At 66.9% G+C, this 20,634-nt stretch carries 12 protein-coding genes; 8 read left to right on the forward strand and 4 right to left on the reverse strand.

Annotated features, from left to right (window positions below):
* Nucleotides 1–100: 100 nt before the first annotated feature.
* The 7 genes from amoC to amoH are packed head-to-tail and all read left to right on the forward strand — an operon-like array spanning nt 101 to nt 15,617.
* Nucleotides 101–1,294: an amonabactin biosynthesis isochorismate synthase AmoC gene (amoC, locus tag PG881_RS13895; protein ID WP_118881091.1), complete on the forward strand. Its 1,194-nt coding sequence runs from the start codon at nt 101–103 to the stop codon at nt 1,292–1,294.
* Nucleotides 1,291–2,952 carry an amonabactin biosynthesis (2,3-dihydroxybenzoyl)adenylate synthase AmoE gene (amoE, locus tag PG881_RS13900; protein ID WP_118881092.1) on the forward strand — a complete coding sequence of 554 codons (1,662 nt, stop codon included), beginning with the start codon at nt 1,291–1,293 and terminating at the stop codon, nt 2,950–2,952. Before amoC ends, amoE begins: the two co-directional genes overlap by 4 nt.
* Before the next feature lie 24 nt (nt 2,953–2,976).
* Nucleotides 2,977–3,900: an amonabactin biosynthesis bifunctional protein AmoB gene (gene amoB / locus PG881_RS13905; protein ID WP_118881093.1), complete on the forward strand. Its 924-nt coding sequence runs from the start codon at nt 2,977–2,979 to the stop codon at nt 3,898–3,900.
* Nucleotides 3,897–7,013, forward strand: coding sequence for an amonabactin biosynthesis non-ribosomal peptide synthetase AmoF (amoF, locus tag PG881_RS13910; RefSeq protein ID WP_270800706.1), 3,117 nt, complete (start codon nt 3,897–3,899; stop codon nt 7,011–7,013). The genes amoB and amoF overlap by 4 nt, the downstream gene beginning before the upstream one ends.
* A 20-nt stretch (nt 7,014–7,033) precedes the next feature.
* Nucleotides 7,034–7,783 (forward strand): amonabactin biosynthesis protein AmoA, encoded by a 750-nt coding sequence (gene amoA, locus PG881_RS13915; RefSeq protein ID WP_118881095.1) that lies wholly within the window; start codon nt 7,034–7,036, stop codon nt 7,781–7,783.
* Between the two features lie 14 nt (nt 7,784–7,797).
* On the forward strand, nt 7,798–14,076 hold the full coding sequence (gene amoG, locus PG881_RS13920) for an amonabactin biosynthesis non-ribosomal peptide synthetase AmoG (RefSeq protein ID WP_270800708.1): 6,279 nt from the start codon (nt 7,798–7,800) through the stop codon (nt 14,074–14,076).
* Nucleotides 14,073–15,617: an amonabactin biosynthesis glycine adenylation protein AmoH gene (amoH, locus tag PG881_RS13925; RefSeq protein ID WP_118881096.1), complete on the forward strand. Its 1,545-nt coding sequence runs from the start codon at nt 14,073–14,075 to the stop codon at nt 15,615–15,617. Before amoG ends, amoH begins: the two co-directional genes overlap by 4 nt.
* A 75-nt stretch (nt 15,618–15,692) precedes the next feature.
* On the opposite strand, the gene PG881_RS13930 is transcribed toward amoH, so the two are convergent.
* The gene (locus PG881_RS13930; RefSeq protein ID WP_017786862.1) at nt 15,693–16,637 is read right to left on the reverse strand and encodes an amonabactin ABC transporter substrate-binding protein; all 945 of its coding nucleotides are present in this window, start codon (nt 16,635–16,637) and stop codon (nt 15,693–15,695) included.
* Between the two features lie 156 nt (nt 16,638–16,793).
* On the opposite strand from PG881_RS13930, the gene amoD reads away from it, so the two are divergent.
* The gene (gene amoD, locus PG881_RS13935; protein WP_085735331.1) at nt 16,794–17,579 is read left to right on the forward strand and encodes an amonabactin biosynthesis phosphopantetheinyl transferase AmoD; all 786 of its coding nucleotides are present in this window, start codon (nt 16,794–16,796) and stop codon (nt 17,577–17,579) included.
* A gap of 60 nt (nt 17,580–17,639) precedes the next feature.
* Here the strand turns inward: amoD and PG881_RS13940 are convergent, their stop codons facing one another.
* The 3 genes from PG881_RS13940 to PG881_RS13950 are packed head-to-tail and all read right to left on the reverse strand — an operon-like array spanning nt 17,640 to nt 20,584.
* Nucleotides 17,640–18,443 carry an amonabactin ABC transporter ATP-binding protein gene (locus PG881_RS13940; protein ID WP_016350955.1) on the reverse strand — a complete coding sequence of 268 codons (804 nt, stop codon included), beginning with the start codon at nt 18,441–18,443 and terminating at the stop codon, nt 17,640–17,642.
* A 43-nt stretch (nt 18,444–18,486) separates the two neighbouring features.
* Nucleotides 18,487–19,554 (reverse strand): amonabactin ABC transporter permease subunit 1, encoded by a 1,068-nt coding sequence (locus PG881_RS13945; RefSeq protein ID WP_060389177.1) that lies wholly within the window; start codon nt 19,552–19,554, stop codon nt 18,487–18,489.
* A 13-nt stretch (nt 19,555–19,567) separates the two neighbouring features.
* Nucleotides 19,568–20,584 (reverse strand): amonabactin ABC transporter permease subunit 2, encoded by a 1,017-nt coding sequence (locus tag PG881_RS13950; RefSeq protein WP_011705838.1) that lies wholly within the window; start codon nt 20,582–20,584, stop codon nt 19,568–19,570.
* Between the last annotated feature and the right edge of the window lie 50 nt (nt 20,585–20,634).

The following is a 20,634-nucleotide window of genomic DNA, read 5'->3' on the forward strand; positions in this document are numbered from 1 at the left end:
AAAATCCCATTGACCGGGGGATTTCAAAGCGAGTATTTTACCGCCGCACAAATACAAACTGATAATCATTATCATTTTGAATCATATTTGAGGGTGTAACGTGGATACTCTTGTGATGGAAAATAGCGCGCCTGCCCAGGCTGCGTCTTCGCCCGAATTCTTGTTTACCTCGGGTCAGGGCACGCTCAGTGCCACTGATCTGGGCCAGCCTATCACCACCCCCGCCTGTGAATGGCCTTTGCTAGAACAACAGATTGCCGGTGCGCTGGCAGCGGCCAGTGCCGCCGGCCAGGCCAACCCCCTGCTCATCGGTGCCTTTGCGTTCGACCCGGCGGAAGCCTCCTGCCTCTATGTGCCCGGCCACTATGAGCGGGGCGATCGCCCTGTCCCGCCGGCACAGGTGCCGGCAATAGCGGCGATGGCAGAGCAGGTCGTCGAGGCCAACCGGGTCATCTCGGTGCAGAGCACCCCGCCGGCCAGCGAATTTCAGGCCTCGGTCAGCGCGGCGCTGGATGCGTTTGCACAAGGCAAGCTCGCCAAGGTGGTGCTGTCGCGCAAGCTCACCCTTACCCTGCACCAGCCTGCCGACCCTAAGCAGGTGATGGCCCGCTTGATGGCCCAGAATCCCCATGCCTTCCACTTCTCCCTGCCGCTCGGCCAGGACCGCCGCCTGCTGGGCGCCAGCCCCGAGCTGCTGCTGCGGGTCAGCGGGGGAGAGGTGTTCACCCATCCGCTGGCGGGCTCCGCCCGTCGGGCGAGCGAGCCGGCGCAAGACGAAATGGTGGCCCGGGATCTGCTGGCCTCTCGCAAGGATCAGCATGAGCACCGCCTGGTGATCGACGAGATCCGCCGGGTGTTGACGCCCCACTGCCGCGAGCTGGCGATCCCGTCCAGCCCCTCGCTGATGAGCACGGATACCCTCTGGCATCTGGGCACCCCCATTGCCGGGCGGCTCAATGGTGGCGAGGCATCGGTACTGTCACTTGCCTGCCAGCTTCATCCGACCCCGGCCCTGTGCGGCTATCCCACCGATCTGGCGCGCGAGTTCATTCGCGAGCAGGAGCCCTTCCGGCGCGCCCTGTTCAGCGGCATCGTCGGCTGGTGCGACAGCCAGGGCAACGGCGAGTGGGCCGTGGTGATCCGCTGTGGCGTGCTCGACGGCCATCAGGTTGAGCTGTTCGCTGGCGCCGGCATCGTCGCGGGCTCGGATCCCGCCATGGAGTGGGCCGAGACCGGCACCAAGCTGGGCACCATGCTCAAGGCCCTGGGCCTGGATTTGGAGGTGGCGCAATGACCCAGCCCAACCGCTTCCTGCCCTATACCCGCTGGCCTGACGCGTTGGCGGAGCTGTATCGCGCCAAGGGCTATTGGCGCGGCGAGCCGCTGACCGCCATGCTGGCGCGCCAGTGTGAGCTGGCCCCCGACGCCGAGGCCATTCTCTGCGGCGAGCGGCGCTTCAGCTATGGCGAACTGGACGCCGCCTCGAGCCGGCTGGCCGCCAATCTGGCCCGCCACGGCCTGGGCGTGGGGGATACCGCGCTGGTGCAGCTCCCCAACGTGGCCGAGTTCTATCTGGTGTTTTTCGCCCTGCTCAAGGCCGGCATCGCGCCGGTCAACGCGCTCTTTAGCCACAACCGGCTGGAGCTCCTCTCTTATGCCGAGCAGATCACGCCGCGCCTCTTTATCGGCTCGCTGACCCATCCGCTGTTTGCGAGCAAGGGGCGCGAGAGCGAGCTGCTGACAACCATCGGCGTCGAACTGGTGCTGCTGGATGGTGACGCAGGGGAGCTGGGGCTGACCCGCTGGTTGGCGAAGGGGGCTGAGGGTGAGCCGGTGACATATGGCCCGACCCCGGCGGACGAGGTGGCCTTCTTCCAGCTCTCCGGTGGCAGCACAGGCACCCCCAAGCTCATTCCCCGCACCCATGACGATTACCTGTACAGCGTGCGCCGCAGCAACGAAATTTGTGGCCTCGGCCCCCATACCCGCTATCTGTGCGCCCTGCCGGCGCCCCACAACTTCCCCCTGAGCTCCCCTGGCGCCCTGGGGGTGTTCGAAGCGGGCGGCACAGTGGTGCTGGCACCGGATCCCAGCCCCATCAGCTGTTTCCCGTTGATCGCCCGCCACCGGGTCAATCTCACCTCGCTGGTGCCGCCGGCGGTCTCGCTCTGGCTGCAGGCAGCGGAAGCGGACCCCACCGCGCGCACTCAGCTCGAGAGCCTCGACTTGCTGCAAGTGGGTGGCGCCAAGCTGGGGGAGGCGGTGGCCAGCAAGATTGGGCCGCTGCTCGGCTGCCGGCTGCAGCAGGTGTTCGGCATGGCGGAGGGGCTGGTGAACTACACCCGGCTGGACGACCCCGACGAGAAGGTGATCCATACCCAGGGCCGCCCCATGAGCCCGGACGACGAGGTGCGCATCCTCGATGAGGCGGGCAATCCGGTCGCCCCCGGCCAGTCTGGCGCCCTGCACACCCGCGGCCCCTATACCTTCCGCGGTTACTACCAGAGCCCGGCTCACAACACCCGGGTGTTTGATGCCGAGGGCTTCTACTGCTCCGGCGATCTGGTGGTACAGGATGCCGATGGTTACCTCACCGTGGTAGGGCGGCAGAAGGATCAGATCAACCGGGGCGGTGAGAAGATCGCGGCGGAAGAGGTGGAAAACCAGCTGCTGCACCACCCGGCCATCACCCATGCGGCCCTGGTCTCCATGCCCGACAGCGCCATGGGGGAGAAGAGCTGCGCCTTCATCGTCAGCACGGATCCCGCCTTGAAGCCGCTGGCCTTGCGCAAGTTTCTGCGCGAGCGCGGGGTGGCGGACTTCAAGCTGCCCGACCGTTTCGAAACCCTGGACGCCCTGCCCATGACGGCGGTGGGCAAGATTGACAAGCAGGGGCTGCGGGCGCGCATTGCGCACGCCATCGCCGCCAACCAGTCCCTGACAACAGCATAAAACTAAAAAAGGAATCATGACGTTATGGCTATCCCAACCCTGAACAATTACGCCATGCCCAGCCAGTGGAAGGCCAACAAGGTCAACTGGTCTCTGGATCCCAAACGTGCCGCCCTGCTGATCCACGACATGCAGGAGTACTTCACCGCCTTCTATGGCGAAAACAGCCCGCTGATCGCGGCGCTGACCGAGCGCTTGGCCGCCGTACGCAAGCAGTGCAAGGCCCTCGGCATTCCGGTCTTCTACACCGCCCAGCCCAAGGACCAATCTCCTGAAGATCGCGCCCTGCTCAACGACATGTGGGGCCCGGGGCTCAACAAACGGCCCGAGCAGCAGCAGGTGGTGGCAGCACTGCGCCCGGAGCGGGACGACACCGTGCTGGTCAAGTGGCGCTACAGCGCCTTCCAGCGCTCCGAGCTGGAGCAGATGCTCAAAGCGCTGGGGCGGGATCAGCTGATCATCGGCGGCATCTACGGCCATATTGGCTGCATGATGACCGCCTGCGACGCCTTCATGCGCGACATCCAGCCCTTCTTCCTGGCGGACGGGGTGGCGGACTTCTCCCTGGCCGATCACCAGATGGCGCTGGACTACGTGGCGACCCGCTGCGGCAAGGTGATCCGCTGCGAGGAGGTGCTGGCGCTCGCCCCGGCCTCCGCTTCTGCCGCCCAGACCAGTCCGCTCCTGACCAATCCGTTGCTGACGTATGAGGGGCTCAAGGCGCGGCTGCTGAGTCATATCGACGAAGACGAGGGGGAGTTTGACCCCGACGAGAACCTCATCGACTACGGTCTGGATTCGGTGCGGATCATGGCCCTGCTCACCGAGTGGCGCGCCGCCGGGGTGGAGCTGGGCTTCGTGGATCTCGCCAAGCTGCCGACCCTCAATGGCTGGTGGCGCCTCATCGAGGCCAAGCTGGCAGCCCAGGCGCTGGAGGTGACCCCATGAACCGCTTCCCCTTGACCATTCCCCAGCAGGGGCTCTGGTCCGGACATCTGCTCAACGACGACAAGGCGATGTTCAACACCGCCGAGTGCATCGCCTTCGATGGCAAGGTCGAGGCGGCCGTGCTGGCCGCGGCCCTTGCCAAGGCGGTGGGTGAGTGCGAGGCGCTCAAGGGCCACTTCGAAGCCGATGGGGAGGCGGTCTGCTTCGTCTCGGACGAGGCACAGCTCGCCTATGGCGAGGTGAACCTTGCGAGTGATGACGAGGCCGCCGCCCGCGCCTGGGCCTGGGCCGATCTGCGCCGCCCGTTCGAGTTGACCAAAGAGGCGCCCTGCCGCTTCGCCCTGTTGCGCGGCCCCGGCCGCGATTACCTCTACAGCTGCGTGCACCACATTGCCCTCGACGGCTTTGGCACCACCTTGCTGTTCCAGTGCATCGCTGAGCTGTATGCAGAGGGGCTGGCCGGTGAGATGAACTCCCCATCCCCCTTCGGCTCGTTGGCGGAGGTGCTGGCGGAAGAGGCGAACCGCGAGCAGAGCGGCAAGAACGCCGCCGCCCGCGCCTTCTGGCAGGAGCAGCTGCAAGGCTGGCCCGAGGTGAAATCTTTCAGCGAAGCCCGCGCCCCCATCGCTGCCGAGTTTATCCGCGAGAGCCGCCCGCTGCCCACCGAGCTGTGGCAGACCCTGGTGCGCTTTGCCGATGACAACAAGCTGGGCTGGCCGGATCTGCTGCTGGCCGGGCTCTCGGCCCAGTTGTCCCTTGCCAGTGGTCAGGAGAAGACCCTGTTTGGCCTGATGATGATGAACCGCATCGGCTCGGCCTCCCTGACCGTGCCCTGCATGCAGATGAACATCACTCCGCTGGCACTGGCGCTCGATGAGGGGCTGAGTCTGGTGGTTGCCGCCGACGCCGTGGCCAAGGCCAAGCGCGGGGTGCGCAAGCATCAGCACTACCGCTACGAGCTGCTGCGCCGCGACCTCGGTCTGGTGGGTGGCGACAAGCGCCTGTTCGGCCCGCTGGTCAACATCATGCCGTTTGATCACGCTCGCCGCTTCGGGCCGCTATCTGCCCATATTCTCAACATCAGCGCCGGCCCGGTGGAAGATCTCACCATCGAGGTGCAGGTTGGCGTCGATGGCCAGCCCAGACTGGATCTGGACGCCAACCCGGGTTGCTACCAGCAGGCCGATCTGGCGGCCATCGCCGATACCCTGTTCGCCTTGCTGGGTCGCTGGCTGGCCGAGCCTACCCAGACCCTGGGGGCGCTCAAGGCCGACTGGCTGGCCGAGCAGCGGGCCAGCGCCCTGATCGCCGGCCCCGCTCATGAAGTGATCAAGACACTGCCGGTGCTGGAGGCGCTCTGCCACTTCGCCGCCCAGACCCCGGACAAGATCGCCTTGATTCAGAGTACGGAGCAGGGAGAGGCCCGCTTCAGCTACGAGGCGCTGCTGGCCAGATCTGAACAGATGGCAGCCGCCCTGCAGGCCGCCGGTGTTCAGCCGGGAGACAGGGTCGGTGTCATGCTGGCGCGCAGCCCCCAGGCCATCTTCGCCCAGCTGGCGGTGCTGCTGGCAGGCGCCGTCTATGTGCCCCTCGACCCCGAGCAGCCGCTGGAGCGCCAGGGCCATATTCTGCGGCTGGGGGAGGTCAAGACCCTGATCACTCAGGCCGAGTACCGTCACAAGCTGGCCAGCCTGTTTGAGGGCCGTACTCTCTTGGTTGGGGATCTGCTGGCGGGGGATCTGGTGAGCGATAACCGCTTGAACCAGCCGGCCGCCGGCCGCGCCGTCGCCTACCTGATGTTCACCTCTGGCTCGACCGGTCTGCCCAAAGGGGTGGCGGTCAGCCACGGCGCGCTGGATCACTTCGCCGCCGCCGCCCGCTGCCGTTATCACCTGGATGAAGACGCGCGGATGCTGCAATTCGCCCCCTTCAACTTCGACGCCAGCATCGAGGAGGTGTTCGCCACCCTGAGCGCCGGTGCCACCCTGGTGCTGCGCACCGACGCCCTGCTTGAATCCATGCCCGCCTTTGCGGCCGGGGTGGAGCAGATGGGGATCACCCACCTCGACCTGCCCACCGCGTTCTGGAACGAGTGGGTGGTGGCGCTGACGGCGGGTCAGGCCCACATTCCTGCCAATCTGGCCACCGTCATCATCGGCGGCGAGGCGGTCTACCCTGAGCAGCTGGCCCAGTGGCAGCGCCAGGGGCGCTCCGATGTGCGCCTGTTCAACACCTACGGCCCCACCGAGACCACAGTGGCGGTGACCACCCAGGAGCTGCAGCAGGAAGACCCGAGCCAGGCCCAGTTGCCCATCGGCCTGCCGCTGCCCGGCATGCAGGCACTTATCCTGGGGGCGGGGGAGCAACCCGCCAGCGAGGGGGAGCTGGTGCTGCTCGGCCCGCAGCTGGCCAACGGCTATGTGGGGGGCGTGCAAGGGAGCTTTGGCACCCTGCGGATCGGTGAGGAGGATGTGCCCGTCTATCGCACCGGCGATCGGGTGCGCTTGGTGGCCGGCCGGCTGGTCTACCTCGGTCGGCGCGACAACGAATTCAAGATAAGCGGCTATCGCATCCAGCCCGGCGAGGTGGAGGCGCAGCTGCTGGCCCTGCCGGGGGTGGACGAGGCCTGCGTGCAGGGGGTGAACATCGGCAGCGTGCGCCGGCTGGTGGCCTTCGTGGCGGGGCCTGAGCGCGACAGCCGGGTCATCAAGGCGCAGCTGGCCAAGGTGTTGCCTGCCGCCATGATCCCTACCGATTATCGCCACTATGACCAGCTGCCCCGCACCGGCTCCAACAAGCTGGATCGCAAGGCCCTGCTGGCCGCCTACCAGGCGGGAGGCGAAGCCCTGACCCTGGGCAGCGAGACCGAGAACCGGGTCGGCACCATCTGGCAGCAGATCCTGGGGCTCGCCACCATGGCGCCCGCCGACAACTTCTTCGAACTGGGGGGCCAGTCCCTGCAGACCATCCAGATCGTCAACCGGCTCGGCGCCGAGTTCGGGGTGCAGGTCAAGGTCTCCGATGTGTTTGATCACCCGCGCCTCGACGACTTCTGCCGTTTCCTCGACGGCCTGCTTGCCGAGGACGAAGAGAGCGTGGAGATGGTGTGGTGATGAGCAAGGAGCAACAAGCAATGGCCTTTGATTTCACTGGCAAGCGGGTCTGGGTGACCGGAGCCGGGCGCGGCATCGGCCGCGAGGTGGCAATGCAGTTCGTGGCGGCCGGCGCCTGTGTGGTGGGGCTGGATCTGGCGTTTCCCGAAGCCGACTACCCCTATGCCACCCGGCTGCTCGATATTGGCGATTCGAAGGCGGTCAACGCCTGCTGCGCAGCGCTGCTGGCAGACGGCGGGCTGGATGTGCTGGTGAACGGGGCCGGGGTGCTGCGCCTCGGCCCCACCGACGCCCTGAGCGATGACGACTGGCACGACTGCATGACGGTCAACGCCAGCGGCGTCTTCTATCTGCTGCGGGCCCTGGTGCCCCACTTCAAGGGGCAGCGGCGCGGTGCCATCGTCACCATCGGCTCCAACGCCGCCCATGTGCCGCGCATGCAGATGGCGGCCTATTGCGCCTCCAAGGCGGCGGTCACCAGCCTGACCCAGACGGTGGGGTTGGAGCTGGCCCCCTTCGGCGTGCGCGCCAACCTGGTGTCGCCGGGCTCGACGGATACCCCCATGCTGCGTGGCATGCTGCCAAGCGAGGAGGCCATGGCCCGCACCATTGCCGGGCTGCCGGAGCAGTTCAAGCTCGGCATCCCCTTGCGCAAGGTCGCCACCCCGGCGGAGATCGCCCATACCGTCCTCTTCCTGGCCTCGGATCTGGCCAGCCACATCACGCTGCAGGATCTGGTCGTCGACGGCGGCGCCACCCTGAGTGCCTGAGGCTTGAGAAACAGATGAACAATATGATTTTGCTGTTGAAACAGCTGGAACGGCAGGGGGTCAAGCTGGCGCTGAACGACAAGGGCCAGCTTATCTCCCAGTCGAGCAAGGAGGCGGTGACACCGGCCATCGGCGCCACCATCAAGGCCCACAAGGATGAGCTGGTGCGCTGCCTGGCGGCCCGTGCCGCCTTCGAGGCGCCCATTGTCGCCGAGGGCGCCCGGCAGGGGCCGCTCTCGTCATCCCAGAGCGGGCTCTGGTTTATCGAGCAATACGAGGAGGCCTCCCACCTCTACAACATGCCGGTCTATTTTCGCGTCAAGGGAGAGCTGGACACGGCGGCGCTGGAGTTTGCCTTCGACCACCTGTTTGCCCGCCACCCCAGCATGCGCACCCGCTTCATCAAGGACGAGGCGGGCAGGGGGGCGCAGGAGATCCTGCCTCACACGCCCTTCACGCTGCAGATTGAGGACGTGAGCGCAGAGCCCGCTGCCGAGCGCGAGGCCTATGTGGCCCGCCGGGTGCGCGAGGAGATCGGCCGCCCCTTCTCCCTGACCCAGGGGGATCTCAGCCGGGTGCACCTGATCCGGCTGGGCAGCCGCGAGCACGTGCTGCTGATCACCCAGCACCACATCATCTCCGACGGCTGGTCTGTCAAGAACATGTTTGCGGATCTCAAGCGCGCCTTTCTTGCCCATCAGAACCGCGAGCCCCTGCAGGTGAGCGAGCTGCCGCTCACCTACATCGACTATGCCCGCTGGTTCAACTCACCGCGTTTTCTCGATTATCACGCCGAGTTCAAGCCGTTCTGGGTCGACCGGCTCGGTGGCAGCCCCGAGGTGCACGGCCTGCCGCTCGACAAGCCGCGCCCGGCCCATCAGGACAGCGGCGGCGAGCTGGTCTTCTCCACCATCGACAACGATCTGTGGGAGAGCTTCAAGCGCCTCTGTCAGCGTCACAGCACCTCCAACTTCATCGGTCTGCACGCCCTGTTTGCATTGCTGATGGTGCGTCAGAGCGGCGAGAAGGAGGTGGTGATCGGCACCCCGCTCGCCTATCGCGAGCGCCACGAGATCGAGTCCTTGGTGGGCTTTTTTGTCAATACCCTGGTGCTGCGCACTCAACTCAGCGGCAAGCCCAGCTTTGTCGATTATCTGCAGCAGTGCCGGGAGGAGGATCTGGCGGCCTTCGATCACCAGCTCTACCGCTTCGAGGCGCTGGCCGAGGCCATCGGCGCCGATCGCACTACCGCCATCAACCCCATCTTCCAGATCATGCTGGTCTATCAGGCCAAGGTGGACTTCAACGATCTCATCCCCGGCTGCCAACTGGTGGAGGAGACCTCGCCTGTGCTGCCGGCCAAGACCGACATCTCGGTCAAGGTGACCGAGCTGATGGACTCCGTCAGGGTGGACTGGCTGTTTGCCACCGCCCTGTTCGAGCGAGAGACCATCCAGGCGTTTGCCGATCGCCTGCTGCACCTGATGCGCGCTGTGGTGGCGGCCCCCGAGACCGACATCTGGCAACTGCCGCTGGAGGCGGGCACCGACCAGGCGGCGCTGGCCGCACAGCTTGCCGACCTGCCGCGGGACTACCCGAGCCGTGACACCCTGCTCTGTCATATCGAGCGGCGCACTATTCAGTTGCCGGACGCGCTGGCGGTCAGCGACGGCGCGCAATCGTTGACCTATGGCGAGCTGGAGGTGCGTGCCAACCGGTTGGCCCACTGGCTGCAATCCTGCGGCGTTACCCCGGGCGCCGCCATCGGCATCCAGGCCAGACGCGATGTCGCCTTCGTCATCGCCCTGCTCGCCTGCTGGAAGGCGGGGGCGGCCTATGTGCCCCTCGACCCTGCCTATCCCGCCGAGCGGCTGGCCCATATCCTGAGCGACGCCAGTATTGCGCTGGTGCTCGGGGGAGAGCCGGATGCTCGGCTTGCCGAGGCCATCAAGGGCACAGATGCCGGTTACCACAACCTGCACCAGCTGGCGCTGGACAAGATGCCAACCAGCACGCCCGCACTGCCCCGGGACGCCGCCATGCTGGCCCAGATCATCTACACCTCCGGCAGCACCGGCCTGCCCAAGGGAGTCATGGTGGAGCAGGGTAGCCTGGTCAACCTGATGGCGGATCACGGTGAGCGCATCGCCCTTGGGAAGGGTGGGGCCATGTTCAACTGCATGTCCCTCTCGTTTGATGCGGGCAACATGACCAGCTTGCTGCCGCTCTACTGTGGCGCGGCCCTGCACTTCGGCGAGCCGGGTGAAGGGGTGATCGGTGCCGCGATCGCTTGCGGTGCCAGCCACATGATTTTGCCGACCGCCCTGCTCGCGAACCTGCTGCCACCGGCGGAGCTCGGCTCCCTCAAAGCCATCGGCTTTGGCGGCGAGGCGTGCCCGAGCAGCCTGGTGGAGCGTTGGGGGGCGCGGGTGGCCCTGTTCAACATGTACGGCCCGACCGAGTGCACCGTCACCGCGCTCTGCGCGCGGCTCACCCCGGGGGCGCCCATCACCATTGGTCGCCCCGTCAACAACCTGAGGGCGCTGATCCTGGACGAGGCGGGCAACCTCTGCCCGGTGGGGGTGCCCGGCGAGCTCTGCCTGGCAGGGTTGGGGCTGGCCCGCGGCTATCTCAATCTGCCGGAGCGCACCCAGGAGGCCTTTATCGAGCTGGCGCTGGCGGATCGACCCCATCGCCTCTATCGCACCGGCGATCGGGCCCTGCTGCGCCGCGATGGCAACATCCAGTATCTGGGCCGGATAGACGAGCAGATCAAGCTGCGCGGCTATCGCATCGAGCCGGGGGAGATAGAGACCCGGCTTGCCGAATTGTGCCCGGCGATGCGCCAGATCAAGGTGGTGGTGCAGGAGGGGCGCCTGCTCGCTTACGCCTGTCTGCAGGCCGGGGCGAGCGAGCCCGACGGCGACGCCCTGCTGCAGCGGGCTGGCGAGTGCCTGCCCGAATACATGGTGCCGGCGCGCCTCTGCTGGCTGCCCGAGATGCCGCTCACCCCCAACGGCAAGCTGGACTTGCGCCGCCTGCCCGCCATCGTCTGGCAGCAGAGCAAGGGCGAGCCGCAAAACGAACTGGAGCAGACCGTGCTCGCCATCTGGCAAGGGGTGCTCAAGCAACCGCTCGGGGTGGAGGATGACTTCTTCCGTCTGGGCGGTGACTCCATCCTCAGCATCCAGCTCACCACCAGGCTGCGGGATGCGGGGCTGCACTGCAGCGTGAAGGACGTGTTCGAAGCCAAGACGGTGCGCCGTCTCTGCCGCCAGCTCGGCCAGCAGCAGGCGGTCAGCCACAGAAGCGAGCAGGGCAGCCTGACCGGCGAGTTCCCGCTCCACCCCATTCAGCACTGGTTCTTCGAGCAGGGCTTTGCCAAGCCCGGTCACTGGAACCAGGGGGTGATCCTGCACCTGCCGGCCGGGGTGGACGATGAGGCCCTGCGCGGCTGGCTGGATACCCTGCGCCAGCACCACGATGCCCTGCGTCTGGCGGTGACCCCGGCCGGCCAGCGCTACCTGGCCGAACTGCCATTGCCGCCGCTGCCGACCCTGGATGCAGCCAATCTCGATGAGGCCGAGCTGCAGGCCCGCCTGACCGAGCTGCAGGGGGATCTCGACCCTGCCAGCGGCCATACCCTGGCCTGGGCCCGCCTGCGCAATCTCTCTCTGGAAGGTGAGCTGGAGGGCGAGGGCGAGACGGTAGAGGGGCTCTTCCTCGCCTTCCATCACTTGGTCATCGATGCGGTCTCCTGGCGCATCCTGGCCGAAGATCTGGCTCGGGTGAGCAGGGGCGAGCCGCTGCCCGCCAAGGGCAGCAGCTATCGCCAGTGGGGCGAGGGGCTCGCGGCCTATGCCAAACGGGAAGAGGATCAGCTTGGCTTCTGGCTGGCTCAGGGGGAGGCCAGCAAGCCAGGCTTGCTGGAAGCGGCCCGCGCCGCCGATGGCCGCGCCGCCGCCAGCCTGCTGCAACTGAGTCAGGAGACCACGGCCCGTCTCATCGACACCGCCAACCAGGCCTACTTCACCCGGGTGCCCGACCTGCTGCTGGCGGCACTGACCCGTACCCTGAGCGAGCAGGGTTACGGCAGCCGTCACTGCGTGATGCTGGAAGGACACGGCCGTGAGGCCATCGATGCGGAACTGGACGTGAGCCGTACCCTGGGCTGGTTCACCAGCACCTACCCGTTGGCGCTGGCGGATGCCGGGGCGTGGGATGCGCTGGTGTGCGCCACCAAGGAGCAGCTGCGCGCCGTGCCGGACAAGGGGGTGGGGTTCAACGCCCTGCGCTTGCACCACCCACGTGGCTGGGCACTGCCCGAAGCCCTGGTGGTCTTCAACTACCTGGGGGTCAGCCATCAGGGCGAGGCTGTTCAACCCTGGCAGCCCCTGCCGCTGGCACCGGGGGCTCCCACGTCCCCTGACAACCTGCCGCGCGAGCTGGTCAGTCTGCACGGGGGCGTCTATGACGGGCGCCTCACCCTGCGCCAGGTGGGCGCCCTCAACCAGCAGGCGAGCGACGCCTTGATGGCGCGGCTGGCGGACAACCTGACGGCGCTGGTGGAACACTGCTGCGCGGTGAAGGCCCCACGCCATACCCCGAGCGACTTCCCGGGGCTTGGCCTCTCGCAAAGCGCGCTCGATCGGGTGCTGAGCGGGCGCGAGGTGGAGACTCTGCTGCCGATGACCTCTTTGCAGCAGAGCATGTTCCATCACAGGGCGTTGCTGCCCGGGGATCACGCCTATCACCTGCAGACCGAGATGGACTATCACCAGCCGCTGGACGTGGCGGTCTACCGTCAGGCCTGGCAGGGGCAGATCGCCCGCTGGCCGGCCCTTCGCAGCGAACTGGTGCTGGCGGACGGGGTGGCGCTGCAGCGCATCCTCAAGCATGCCGAGTTGCCATTCCACTATGAGGACTTGTCCGAGGTAGGGAATGAGGCGGGAGAGGCCGAGGCACGGGTCCAGGCCTATCGCGAGCAGGATCTGGCCCGCCCGATCCCGCTCGATCAGGCGCCCCTGCTGCGCCTTGCCTGCTTCAAATTGGCCCCCGATCACCACAAGGTGATCTTCAGCGCCCATCACGGCGTGCTGGATGGCTGGAGCGGCCCCGTGTTGCTGGGTTCCCTGCATCGCGGCTATCAGGCGCTGATGAACGGCCTGTTGCCGCAGCGCGAGCCGGATACGGCCTGGCTCGAATTTGGCCGCCATATCGCCAGCCAAGCCCGCAGCGCCGACGCCTACTGGCAGGGGCGGGGCGAGCTCTTGGCAATGCCTAACGATCTCGCCTGCCTGTTTGGGGTGACGCTGGACGCTAGCTCAAGCGGGCGCCATACCCAGCAGCGACCGGCGGTGCGCGCCACGGCATTGCCGGCCGAGGTGGCGACCTTGCTCGCGCACCGTGCCCGCGAGCTTGGCGTGACTGCGGGCCTGTTGGCCCAATATGCCTGGCACCGTCTGCTGGCACGCCGCTCTGGCGATGCCGTCACCCTGGTGGGCAATGTGACCCCGGGTAGGGATTACCCCATCGAGGGGATCACCGCGAGCGTCGGGCTCTACATCAACAGCCTGCCACTGGCGCTGGCGTGGTGCACCGAGCTGACCCTGGCCGAGCATATCGCCCGGTTGCAGACCGATTTGATGGCGCTCAACGAGCACGGCACCCAGTCACTGGCGGCACTGACCAAAGGCCGAGCACGCCTGTTCCAGAGTCTGTTCGTGTTCGAGAACTACCCCATGCCGGCGGTCCCTGCTGCCCCCGAACCCCACCAGCTGGTGCCGCGCTTTGGCACCGTGGTGGAGAAGGTGGAGCTGCCGCTCTCCTTGGTGGTCAGCAGCCGGGGCGAGACGCTCCAGCTGCGCCTCGAATTCGACGGCGAGCAGATCCCCGAGGACTGGGCCGAGGCGGTGCTGGCTGCCTGGCTGGCCGAGCTCGACTGGCTGGCGCAGGCGGATCTGAGCCAGCCGGCCAGAGTGGCGGCGGCACAGCCCCCGGTGATGCCACAGGTGGCCTCCACCAGGGCGGAGTCCGGCCTGGCTCAGCCGCCGGCCGAGGCCCGTGTGCTGGTGGCCCTGTGGGAGCGCCAGTGCGGCGTACCCGGCATCTGGCAGCAGACCCTGTGTGAACTCGGGGTGGATTCGGTGCAGCAGCTCGCCCTGCTGGCGGCCCTCAACGAGGCGTTTGGCCAGGAGCGGGCGTCGCTCACCCTGCAGACGCTCAAGGCCCACCCATCCCCCAGCCGGCTCTATCGACACTGGCTGGTGCGCCAAACGGAGGCCGCGCTATGACGGTGACCATCAAGCATGAGGCTTCGCTCGTGCAAACCCGGCCTGCCCCCCGCGAGGGGGCGGCCAATCTGGGTGCGCGGCTGGCGGCATGTCTGGCCGCCACCCCGCTGGCCCCCGCCATCCGTATGGGCGGGGAGGGCATCAGTGAGGGCGGATCAGATGAGCAGTGGCTTAGCTACGGCGCGCTCAATGATCGGGTGGCCCAGATTGCCGCCCGATTGCAGGGGCTGGCGGTGGGGGAGCGGGTCGGCCTCTATCTCTCCCGCAGCCCCGATCTGGTGGCCAGCCTGCTGGCCTGCCTGCGGCTCGGCCTCACCTTCGTGCCCCTTGAGCCGGACTTTCCGGTGGAGCGGCTGCAGGGGATCGCCCGCCAGGCGCGCCTGTCGGCGGTGATCTGCGACGGCGACAGGCCGGCTCCCGCCTTCGGCTGTCCACTGCGCACCCTCGACGGACCGGCAGCGGCAGGGCCCGTCTCCTGGCCCCAGGTGGATGACGCCCTGGCTGCCTACATGATGTTCACCTCGGGCTCCACCGGCGAGCCCAAGGGGGTGGTCATCAGCCGGCGGGCCCTGCTCTGCTTCCTCGACGGGATCCGCGAGCGGCTCGGGTTCTCACCTGGCTGCCACTGGCTCTTTATCACCACCCCGGCCTTCGACATCTCCCTGCTGGAGATGCTGGGGCCGCTCTGGGGCGGTGGCCGGCTCACGGTGGCCGGCGGCGAGCACAACAAGGATCCGCTGGGGATGCTGGCGCTGCTCGAGGCCGATCCCTCCATTAACTGGCTGCAGGCCACCCCGGCCTGCTGGCGCATGCTGCTCAAGGCGGGCTGGCAGGGGCGCAATACCCTCACCGCCCTGTGTGGCGGTGAGGCGCTGGACTCAGGATTGGCCGAGCAGCTCTGTGCCCGCACCCGGCGGCTGTGGAACTGCTACGGGCCGACCGAGGCCACCGTCTGGTCGCTGGTGAGCGAGGTGCGCTGGCCACCGACTGATGGCCAGATCACCATCAGCCACAGCCTGCCCGGCTATCGGCACTGGGTGCTGGATGAGGCGGGGCAGCCGGTGGCAGAGGGGGAGTGCGGCGAGCTCTGTATCGAGAGCCCGGCCCTGTGCGAGGGGTACTGGCGCAAGCCGGCTTTGACCAGCGCCGCCTTCCTGCGCCTTGCCACCCATCGCCTCTATCGCACCGGCGATCGGGTGCGACGACTGGGGGCGGACCGCTTCCTCTATCTGGGACGGCGCGACGATCAGGTCAAGCTGCGCGGTTTTCGCATCGAGCTCGGCGAGGTGGAGGCGGGGCTGCGTCGCCAGGCCGGGGTGCAGGAGGCGGCGGTGCGTCTGGTGGGCGAGGGGGACGAGGCCATGCTGGTGGGCTACGTGGAGGCGAAAAGCGGTGTGACCCTCAATCGCCTCGCCCTGCGCAAGGGGCTGCAGGCGACGCTGCCGCACTACATGGTGCCGGCGCGGCTCATGCTGCTGGATGCCCTGCCCAAGACCGGCAGCGGCAAGCTGGACAGGAAGGCGCTGCCCTTGCCGGAATAAGTTGGACGTTAAAAGCCATGGATAAAAAAGAAGCCCGCATATGCGGGCTTCTTTGTGGGCGCTAGTCACGAGAGCTTATTGGGTGATGGGGGCCGCATCGGGTTTGGCCAGCAGCTGCTCGACGTCGTCGATCACCTTGAGGGCCGCCTGGGGGCCGCCGGTGGAGGTCCAGAGCGATCCGTCCACGGCGCCGAAGCGCTTGCTCTTGATGGCGCCGAGCTGCTGGAAGGCCGGGGTCTGCTCGGCCTGCTTCATGGCATCCACCGCGTCGCCGCTGGCGCTCAGGGTGCCAATCACCAGCCAGTCGCCGTCCAGCAGGTTGAGGGATTCGAGGCTCAGGGCCGGGGAGTGGGGGGTCTTGTCACCGATCTGGTGGGTCGGCCGGGTCAGCCCCATCTCTTCCACCACGCTGCTGGCGAAGGTGCCGCTGTGCATGTAGCTCGGGCCCTTGGGGTTCCAGCGCACAATGCTCAGGCGCTCGCCCTGATGCTTGGCGAGCTTGCTGCGGGCTTGCTGCAGGCGGGCGTCATACTGGGCGAGGAAGGTCTTGGCTTCGGCGTCCCGGTTGAGCACGTGGGCGCTGCGATTGAAGATCTCCTTCCAGGAGTCACCCCAGTTGCCGGTGACCACGGTGGGGGCGATCTCCTTGAGCAGGGCCAGCAGCTCGGGCTTGGTCTGGCCGGTGAGGATGAGGTCGGGTTCCAGATCGATCAGCTTCTCCAGGTTGGGGTTGTCCAGATCGCCGACCACGGCGATCTCCTTGCCCGCCTGTTGCAGCAGGTAGCGGGGCAGGGTGGACTGGCCGCGGCCATTGACGGTGCCGACCGGTTGCAGCCCCAGGGTCAGGGCGCTGTCCAGATCGATTTCGCTCAGTACCACCACCCGCTTGGGCTGGGCCGGTACGACCTGGGTCTTGCCGTCGGCATCGGTCACCTGACGGGTCTCGCTGCCGGCCTGTGCCTGGAAGCCGACCAGACTGGCCAGCATCAGCACGGCAGCCAGGGGAGAGGAGATCTTCATCGTTACATCCTTCTTGGTGAAATCAGTGGAACACTGGGTCCCAAACGGGCGAACTCATGCTACCACAAATTCAAATGATAAGAATTGTCATTTGTGTTTGTGGCGTGGAGAGGGGGCGGTTTGCTACCATGCTGGCTCATCCACCAAGGGCTCTTCGTGATGTTCATTGCCACCGCGCCAGCCTGTTCACTGGACCGCTTTATCGTGCAAGCCGACAGCCTGCCGCTGCCCGGCGCGGCGCATCTGGCGCTGCAACGGGTCTGCTTTGACCCCGCCGCCTTCACCCCGGCCTGTTACGACGCGGCCGGCATGGTGCTGCCCGCCAGCTTGCAGCGCGCGGCCCCCAAGCGGCTGGGGGAGTTTCTGGCCGGCCGGCTGGCGGCGCGCCGGGCCTTGCACCCCTTTGGTCTGGGCCAGCAGCAGGTGAGCATCGGGGCCGCCCGCGAACCCTGCTGGCCTGCGGGGTTTGAGGGCAGCATCAGCCACAGCCTGTTGCAGGGGCGCGGCATGGCGCTGTGTGCGGTGCGCCCCGGCCGGGCGGGGATGGGGCTGGATCTGGAGGGCTGGCTGGCAGAGGGGCAGGCGAGCGAGCTCTGGCCCGGCATTGTTAGTGGAGAGGAGTGGGCCCGGCTGGCGGCAACTGCCCCTGCCATCGGCCTGAGCAGGGCTGAGGCGCTTACCTTGATTTTTTCGGCCAAGGAGAGTTTGTTCAAGGCGCTCTACCCCAGGGTGGGGCGCTATTTTGACTTTCTCGATGCCCGCTGGCTGACCATGACGGCGCAGACCCTCACCCTCGAACTGGTGGGCGGACTGACCCCGACACTGCCCGCCGGTTGGCGCTGCACTGTGTACTGGCAGCCAATGTACTGGCAAACACTGCATTGGCAAACAGGGCACTGCCAAACACAGCAGGGCGGGGTGCTCACCAGCCTGCTGCTGTGAATGGCGGCGCGCAGAGACACAAGCATAAAAAACCGCCTCTCGGCGGTTTTTTGATGGGGCTCAGGCCGGTTGGCGCATGGCAAAGGCATGCGGTCTGCGGCGGGGCACTATGATGGGGGCGCCGTCGCCGGGGGCGTGCAGTATGTCCACGTCGGTCTGGTAGAGGCGGTCGATGAGGGACTTGGTCACCACCTCGCGGGCCGGCCCCATGGCCTGGATGCCGCCATCCCCCAGCGCGATCAGCTCGTCGCAGTAGCGGGCGGCGGTGGCGAGATCATGGATGACGATGAGCACCGTCTTGCCCTCGGCGGTGATCTGGTGGATGGCCTCCATCACCTCGGTCTGGTGGCCGATGTCGAGGGCGCTGGTGGGTTCATCCAGCAGGATGATGTCCGCATCCTGGGCCAGCACCATGGCGAGCCACACCCGCTGGGCCTGGCCGCCGGAGAGGGAGCTGGCGCTCTGCTGCAGAATGTCGCCCAGCTGCATCCGTTCGCAGGCCCAGCGCACCATGCGCGCATCCTCCTCGCTCCACTGATTGAACCAGCCCTGATGGGGGTGGCGGCCGTACTGCACCAGCTGCTCGACCTGGATGCCGGCGGGCACCAGCGGACGCTGGGGCAGGTAGGCGAGCTCGCGGGCCAGCGCCTTCTTGCCGTAGCTTGCCAGCGGCTTGCCCTTGAGCAGGATCTCGCCGGCTTGCTGCTGCTCCTGGCCTGCCAGGAGTTTGAGCAGGGTGGACTTGCCGCCGCCGTTGGGGCCGACGATCCCCACCAGCTTGCCCTGGGGAATGGTGAAGGAGATGTCGTTGAAGACGGGCTTGTGCTGATAGCCAAATTGCAGGTGATTGATGGTGAGCGTCATCAGGCGGCCCTCGGTCTGTCTTGAAAATGGATGAATGGCATCGTCAGTCGGCCTTCTGGCGGTCTTTGAGCAGGATGAACAGCAGCAGCAGGCCGCCGAGAATACGGGTCATGATGCCGGTGGCCACCTCGTGGGGGCTGGCCAGCACCCGCACCAGGGTGTCGCTGGCCAGCAGCAGCAGGGCGCCGCACAGGGCGGCAATCCACAGCGGCACGATGCGATCCCGGCTGAGCCAGGAGGCGAGCACCGGGGCCGCCATGGCGATGAACACCACGGGGCCGCCGATGGCGGTACCGAGCGCCGCCACGACGATGGCCTGGGCCAGCACGCCGAGCTGCACCCGGTTGACGTTCACCCCCAGACTCTGGGCGGTGACGGGGCCCAGACGCAGTACGCCCAGGGCCCGGGAGAGATAAATGATCCAGGGGCAGACCAGCAGGATCAGGATCCCCACCGGCAGCACGGTGCTGTAGCCCTGGCCGACGAAGTTGCCCATGTTCCACAGATAGAGGCTGGTGAGGTGCACCAGCGACTGGGTGGACATCACGAACTGGCCGATGGCGTTCATCAGCTCGGAGACGCCGATGCCGATCACCACGAACAGGTAGCCCTGCTCCCCCGGCTTGTTGCACAGGGCATAGAGCACGGCGGCGGCAAACAGGGCGCCGAGCGGGGCGGCCCACCAAGGCCAGCTGCCGAGGGTCAGGTAGAGGGAGAAGGCGATGATGGCCAAGGAGGCCCCCTCGTTGACCCCGATCATGTCCGGGGTGGCGAGGCGGTTGCGAATGAGGGTCTGCACCAGGCAGCCGGAGAGGCCCATGGCGGCGCCCGCCACCAGCACGGCGACGATGCGTGGCAGCCGGATCTTGAAGACGGTCACCTCGCTCAGCCGGTTGCCTTCGCCAAGCAGGGTCTGGATCACCCCCAGCATGGTGAGTTTGCCCGAGCCCAGGGTCAGCGCCAGCAGGGAGAGCAGCACCAGGGCGACCAAGAGCCCCAGCGTGATCAGCCAGGCACGGCGGTGCAGCAACAGGGTGCGGCTGCCAACGCGCAGGCAGACGGTGCCGGTGGGAAGTGCCGTGGTGAGGGAGGGAGGGATGGAATTGTTCATGAGGCAGGCAACCTTATTTGACGGCCAGCAGGGAGCGGAAGCCGCCGCTGCGCACCACCAGGATGAGCACGGGGGCACCGATCAGCGCCAGGATCACCCCGTTGGGCAGTTCGAACGGCTGGATCAGCCAGCGCGCCAGGATGTCGGCGCCGAGCAGAAACAGCACCCCGAACAGGGCGGAGAAGCGCACCTGGATGGCGAGGCGCACCGGCTCCACCAGGCGGGCGCAGTAGGCGGCGAGAAAACCGACGAAGCCGATGGGACCGGCAATGGCGATGGCGCAGGCGGTAAACAGGGTGGCGGCCAGGAGCACGCCGATGCGCACCCGGGTCGGCCGGATGCCGAGCGCCAGCGCCTGGTTGTCACCCATCTGCATCAGGGTGAGCTGACGACAGAGCGCCAGGGTCAGCAGCAGGCCGAGCAGGGCAAAGGGCATCACGGTGAGCACCGCATCGAGATCCGAGGCGGCCAGCGACCCCAGATTCCAGAAACGGAACTGCTCCAGTACTACCTGGTTGGAGAGCAGCAGGAAGTTGGAGAGGCCGCCGAAGGTGGCGGAGAGGGCGACCCCCACCAGGATGAGCTTGAGGGGGTTGGATCGCCCCACCATCAGGCCGAGGCCGAGCACGATGAGGTTGCCGAGCAGGGCCCCCATGCCGGACCAGAGCAGGTAACCGTAGGCGGATTCGACGCCAAAATAGGTGAGGCCGATCACCAGGGCGAACACGGCGCCGGCGTTGACCCCGAGCAGGCCGGGTTCGGCCAGTGGATTGCGGGTGGCGCTTTGCAGCATGGAGGCCGCCAGCGCGAGACAGACGCCCACCACCAGGGCACACAGGGTGCGGGGCAGACGCAGGGTATGAACGATCATGGCGAGCTTTTCATCGGCCATGAGGGCGGGATCGCCCAGCAGAAATCCGGCGACCTCGCGGCCACCATAGACACCGGCGCCGGTGGCCAGTGAGAGACAGATGAGCAGGAACAGGAGAACCACTCCCAGCCAGAACAGGTGTGTTTGGTGTCTGTGCACCCGGCTACTCCTTCACGTCGAGGCAATAACAGCAGAAAAGGGAGCCCTGA

Origin of the sequence: Aeromonas sp. QDB54 (assembly GCF_027707385.1) — a bacterium.
GTDB classification, from domain to species: domain Bacteria; phylum Pseudomonadota; class Gammaproteobacteria; order Enterobacterales; family Aeromonadaceae; genus Aeromonas; species Aeromonas hydrophila.

Coding starts and splice junctions, on each gene's coding strand:
- amoE (WP_118881092.1), top strand. CDS start 1,291: ATGACCCAGCCCAACCGCTTCCTGCCCTATACCCGCTGGCCTGACGCG.
- amoB (WP_118881093.1), top strand. CDS start 2,977: ATGGCTATCCCAACCCTGAACAATTACGCCATGCCCAGCCAGTGGAAG.
- amoF (WP_270800706.1), top strand. CDS start 3,897: ATGAACCGCTTCCCCTTGACCATTCCCCAGCAGGGGCTCTGGTCCGGA.
- amoA (WP_118881095.1), top strand. CDS start 7,034: ATGGCCTTTGATTTCACTGGCAAGCGGGTCTGGGTGACCGGAGCCGGG.
- amoG (WP_270800708.1), top strand. CDS start 7,798: ATGAACAATATGATTTTGCTGTTGAAACAGCTGGAACGGCAGGGGGTC.
- amoH (WP_118881096.1), top strand. CDS start 14,073: ATGACGGTGACCATCAAGCATGAGGCTTCGCTCGTGCAAACCCGGCCT.
- PG881_RS13930 (WP_017786862.1), bottom strand. CDS start 16,637: ATGAAGATCTCCTCTCCCCTGGCTGCCGTGCTGATGCTGGCCAGTCTG.
- PG881_RS13940 (WP_016350955.1), bottom strand. CDS start 18,443: ATGACGCTCACCATCAATCACCTGCAATTTGGCTATCAGCACAAGCCC.
- PG881_RS13945 (WP_060389177.1), bottom strand. CDS start 19,554: ATGAACAATTCCATCCCTCCCTCCCTCACCACGGCACTTCCCACCGGC.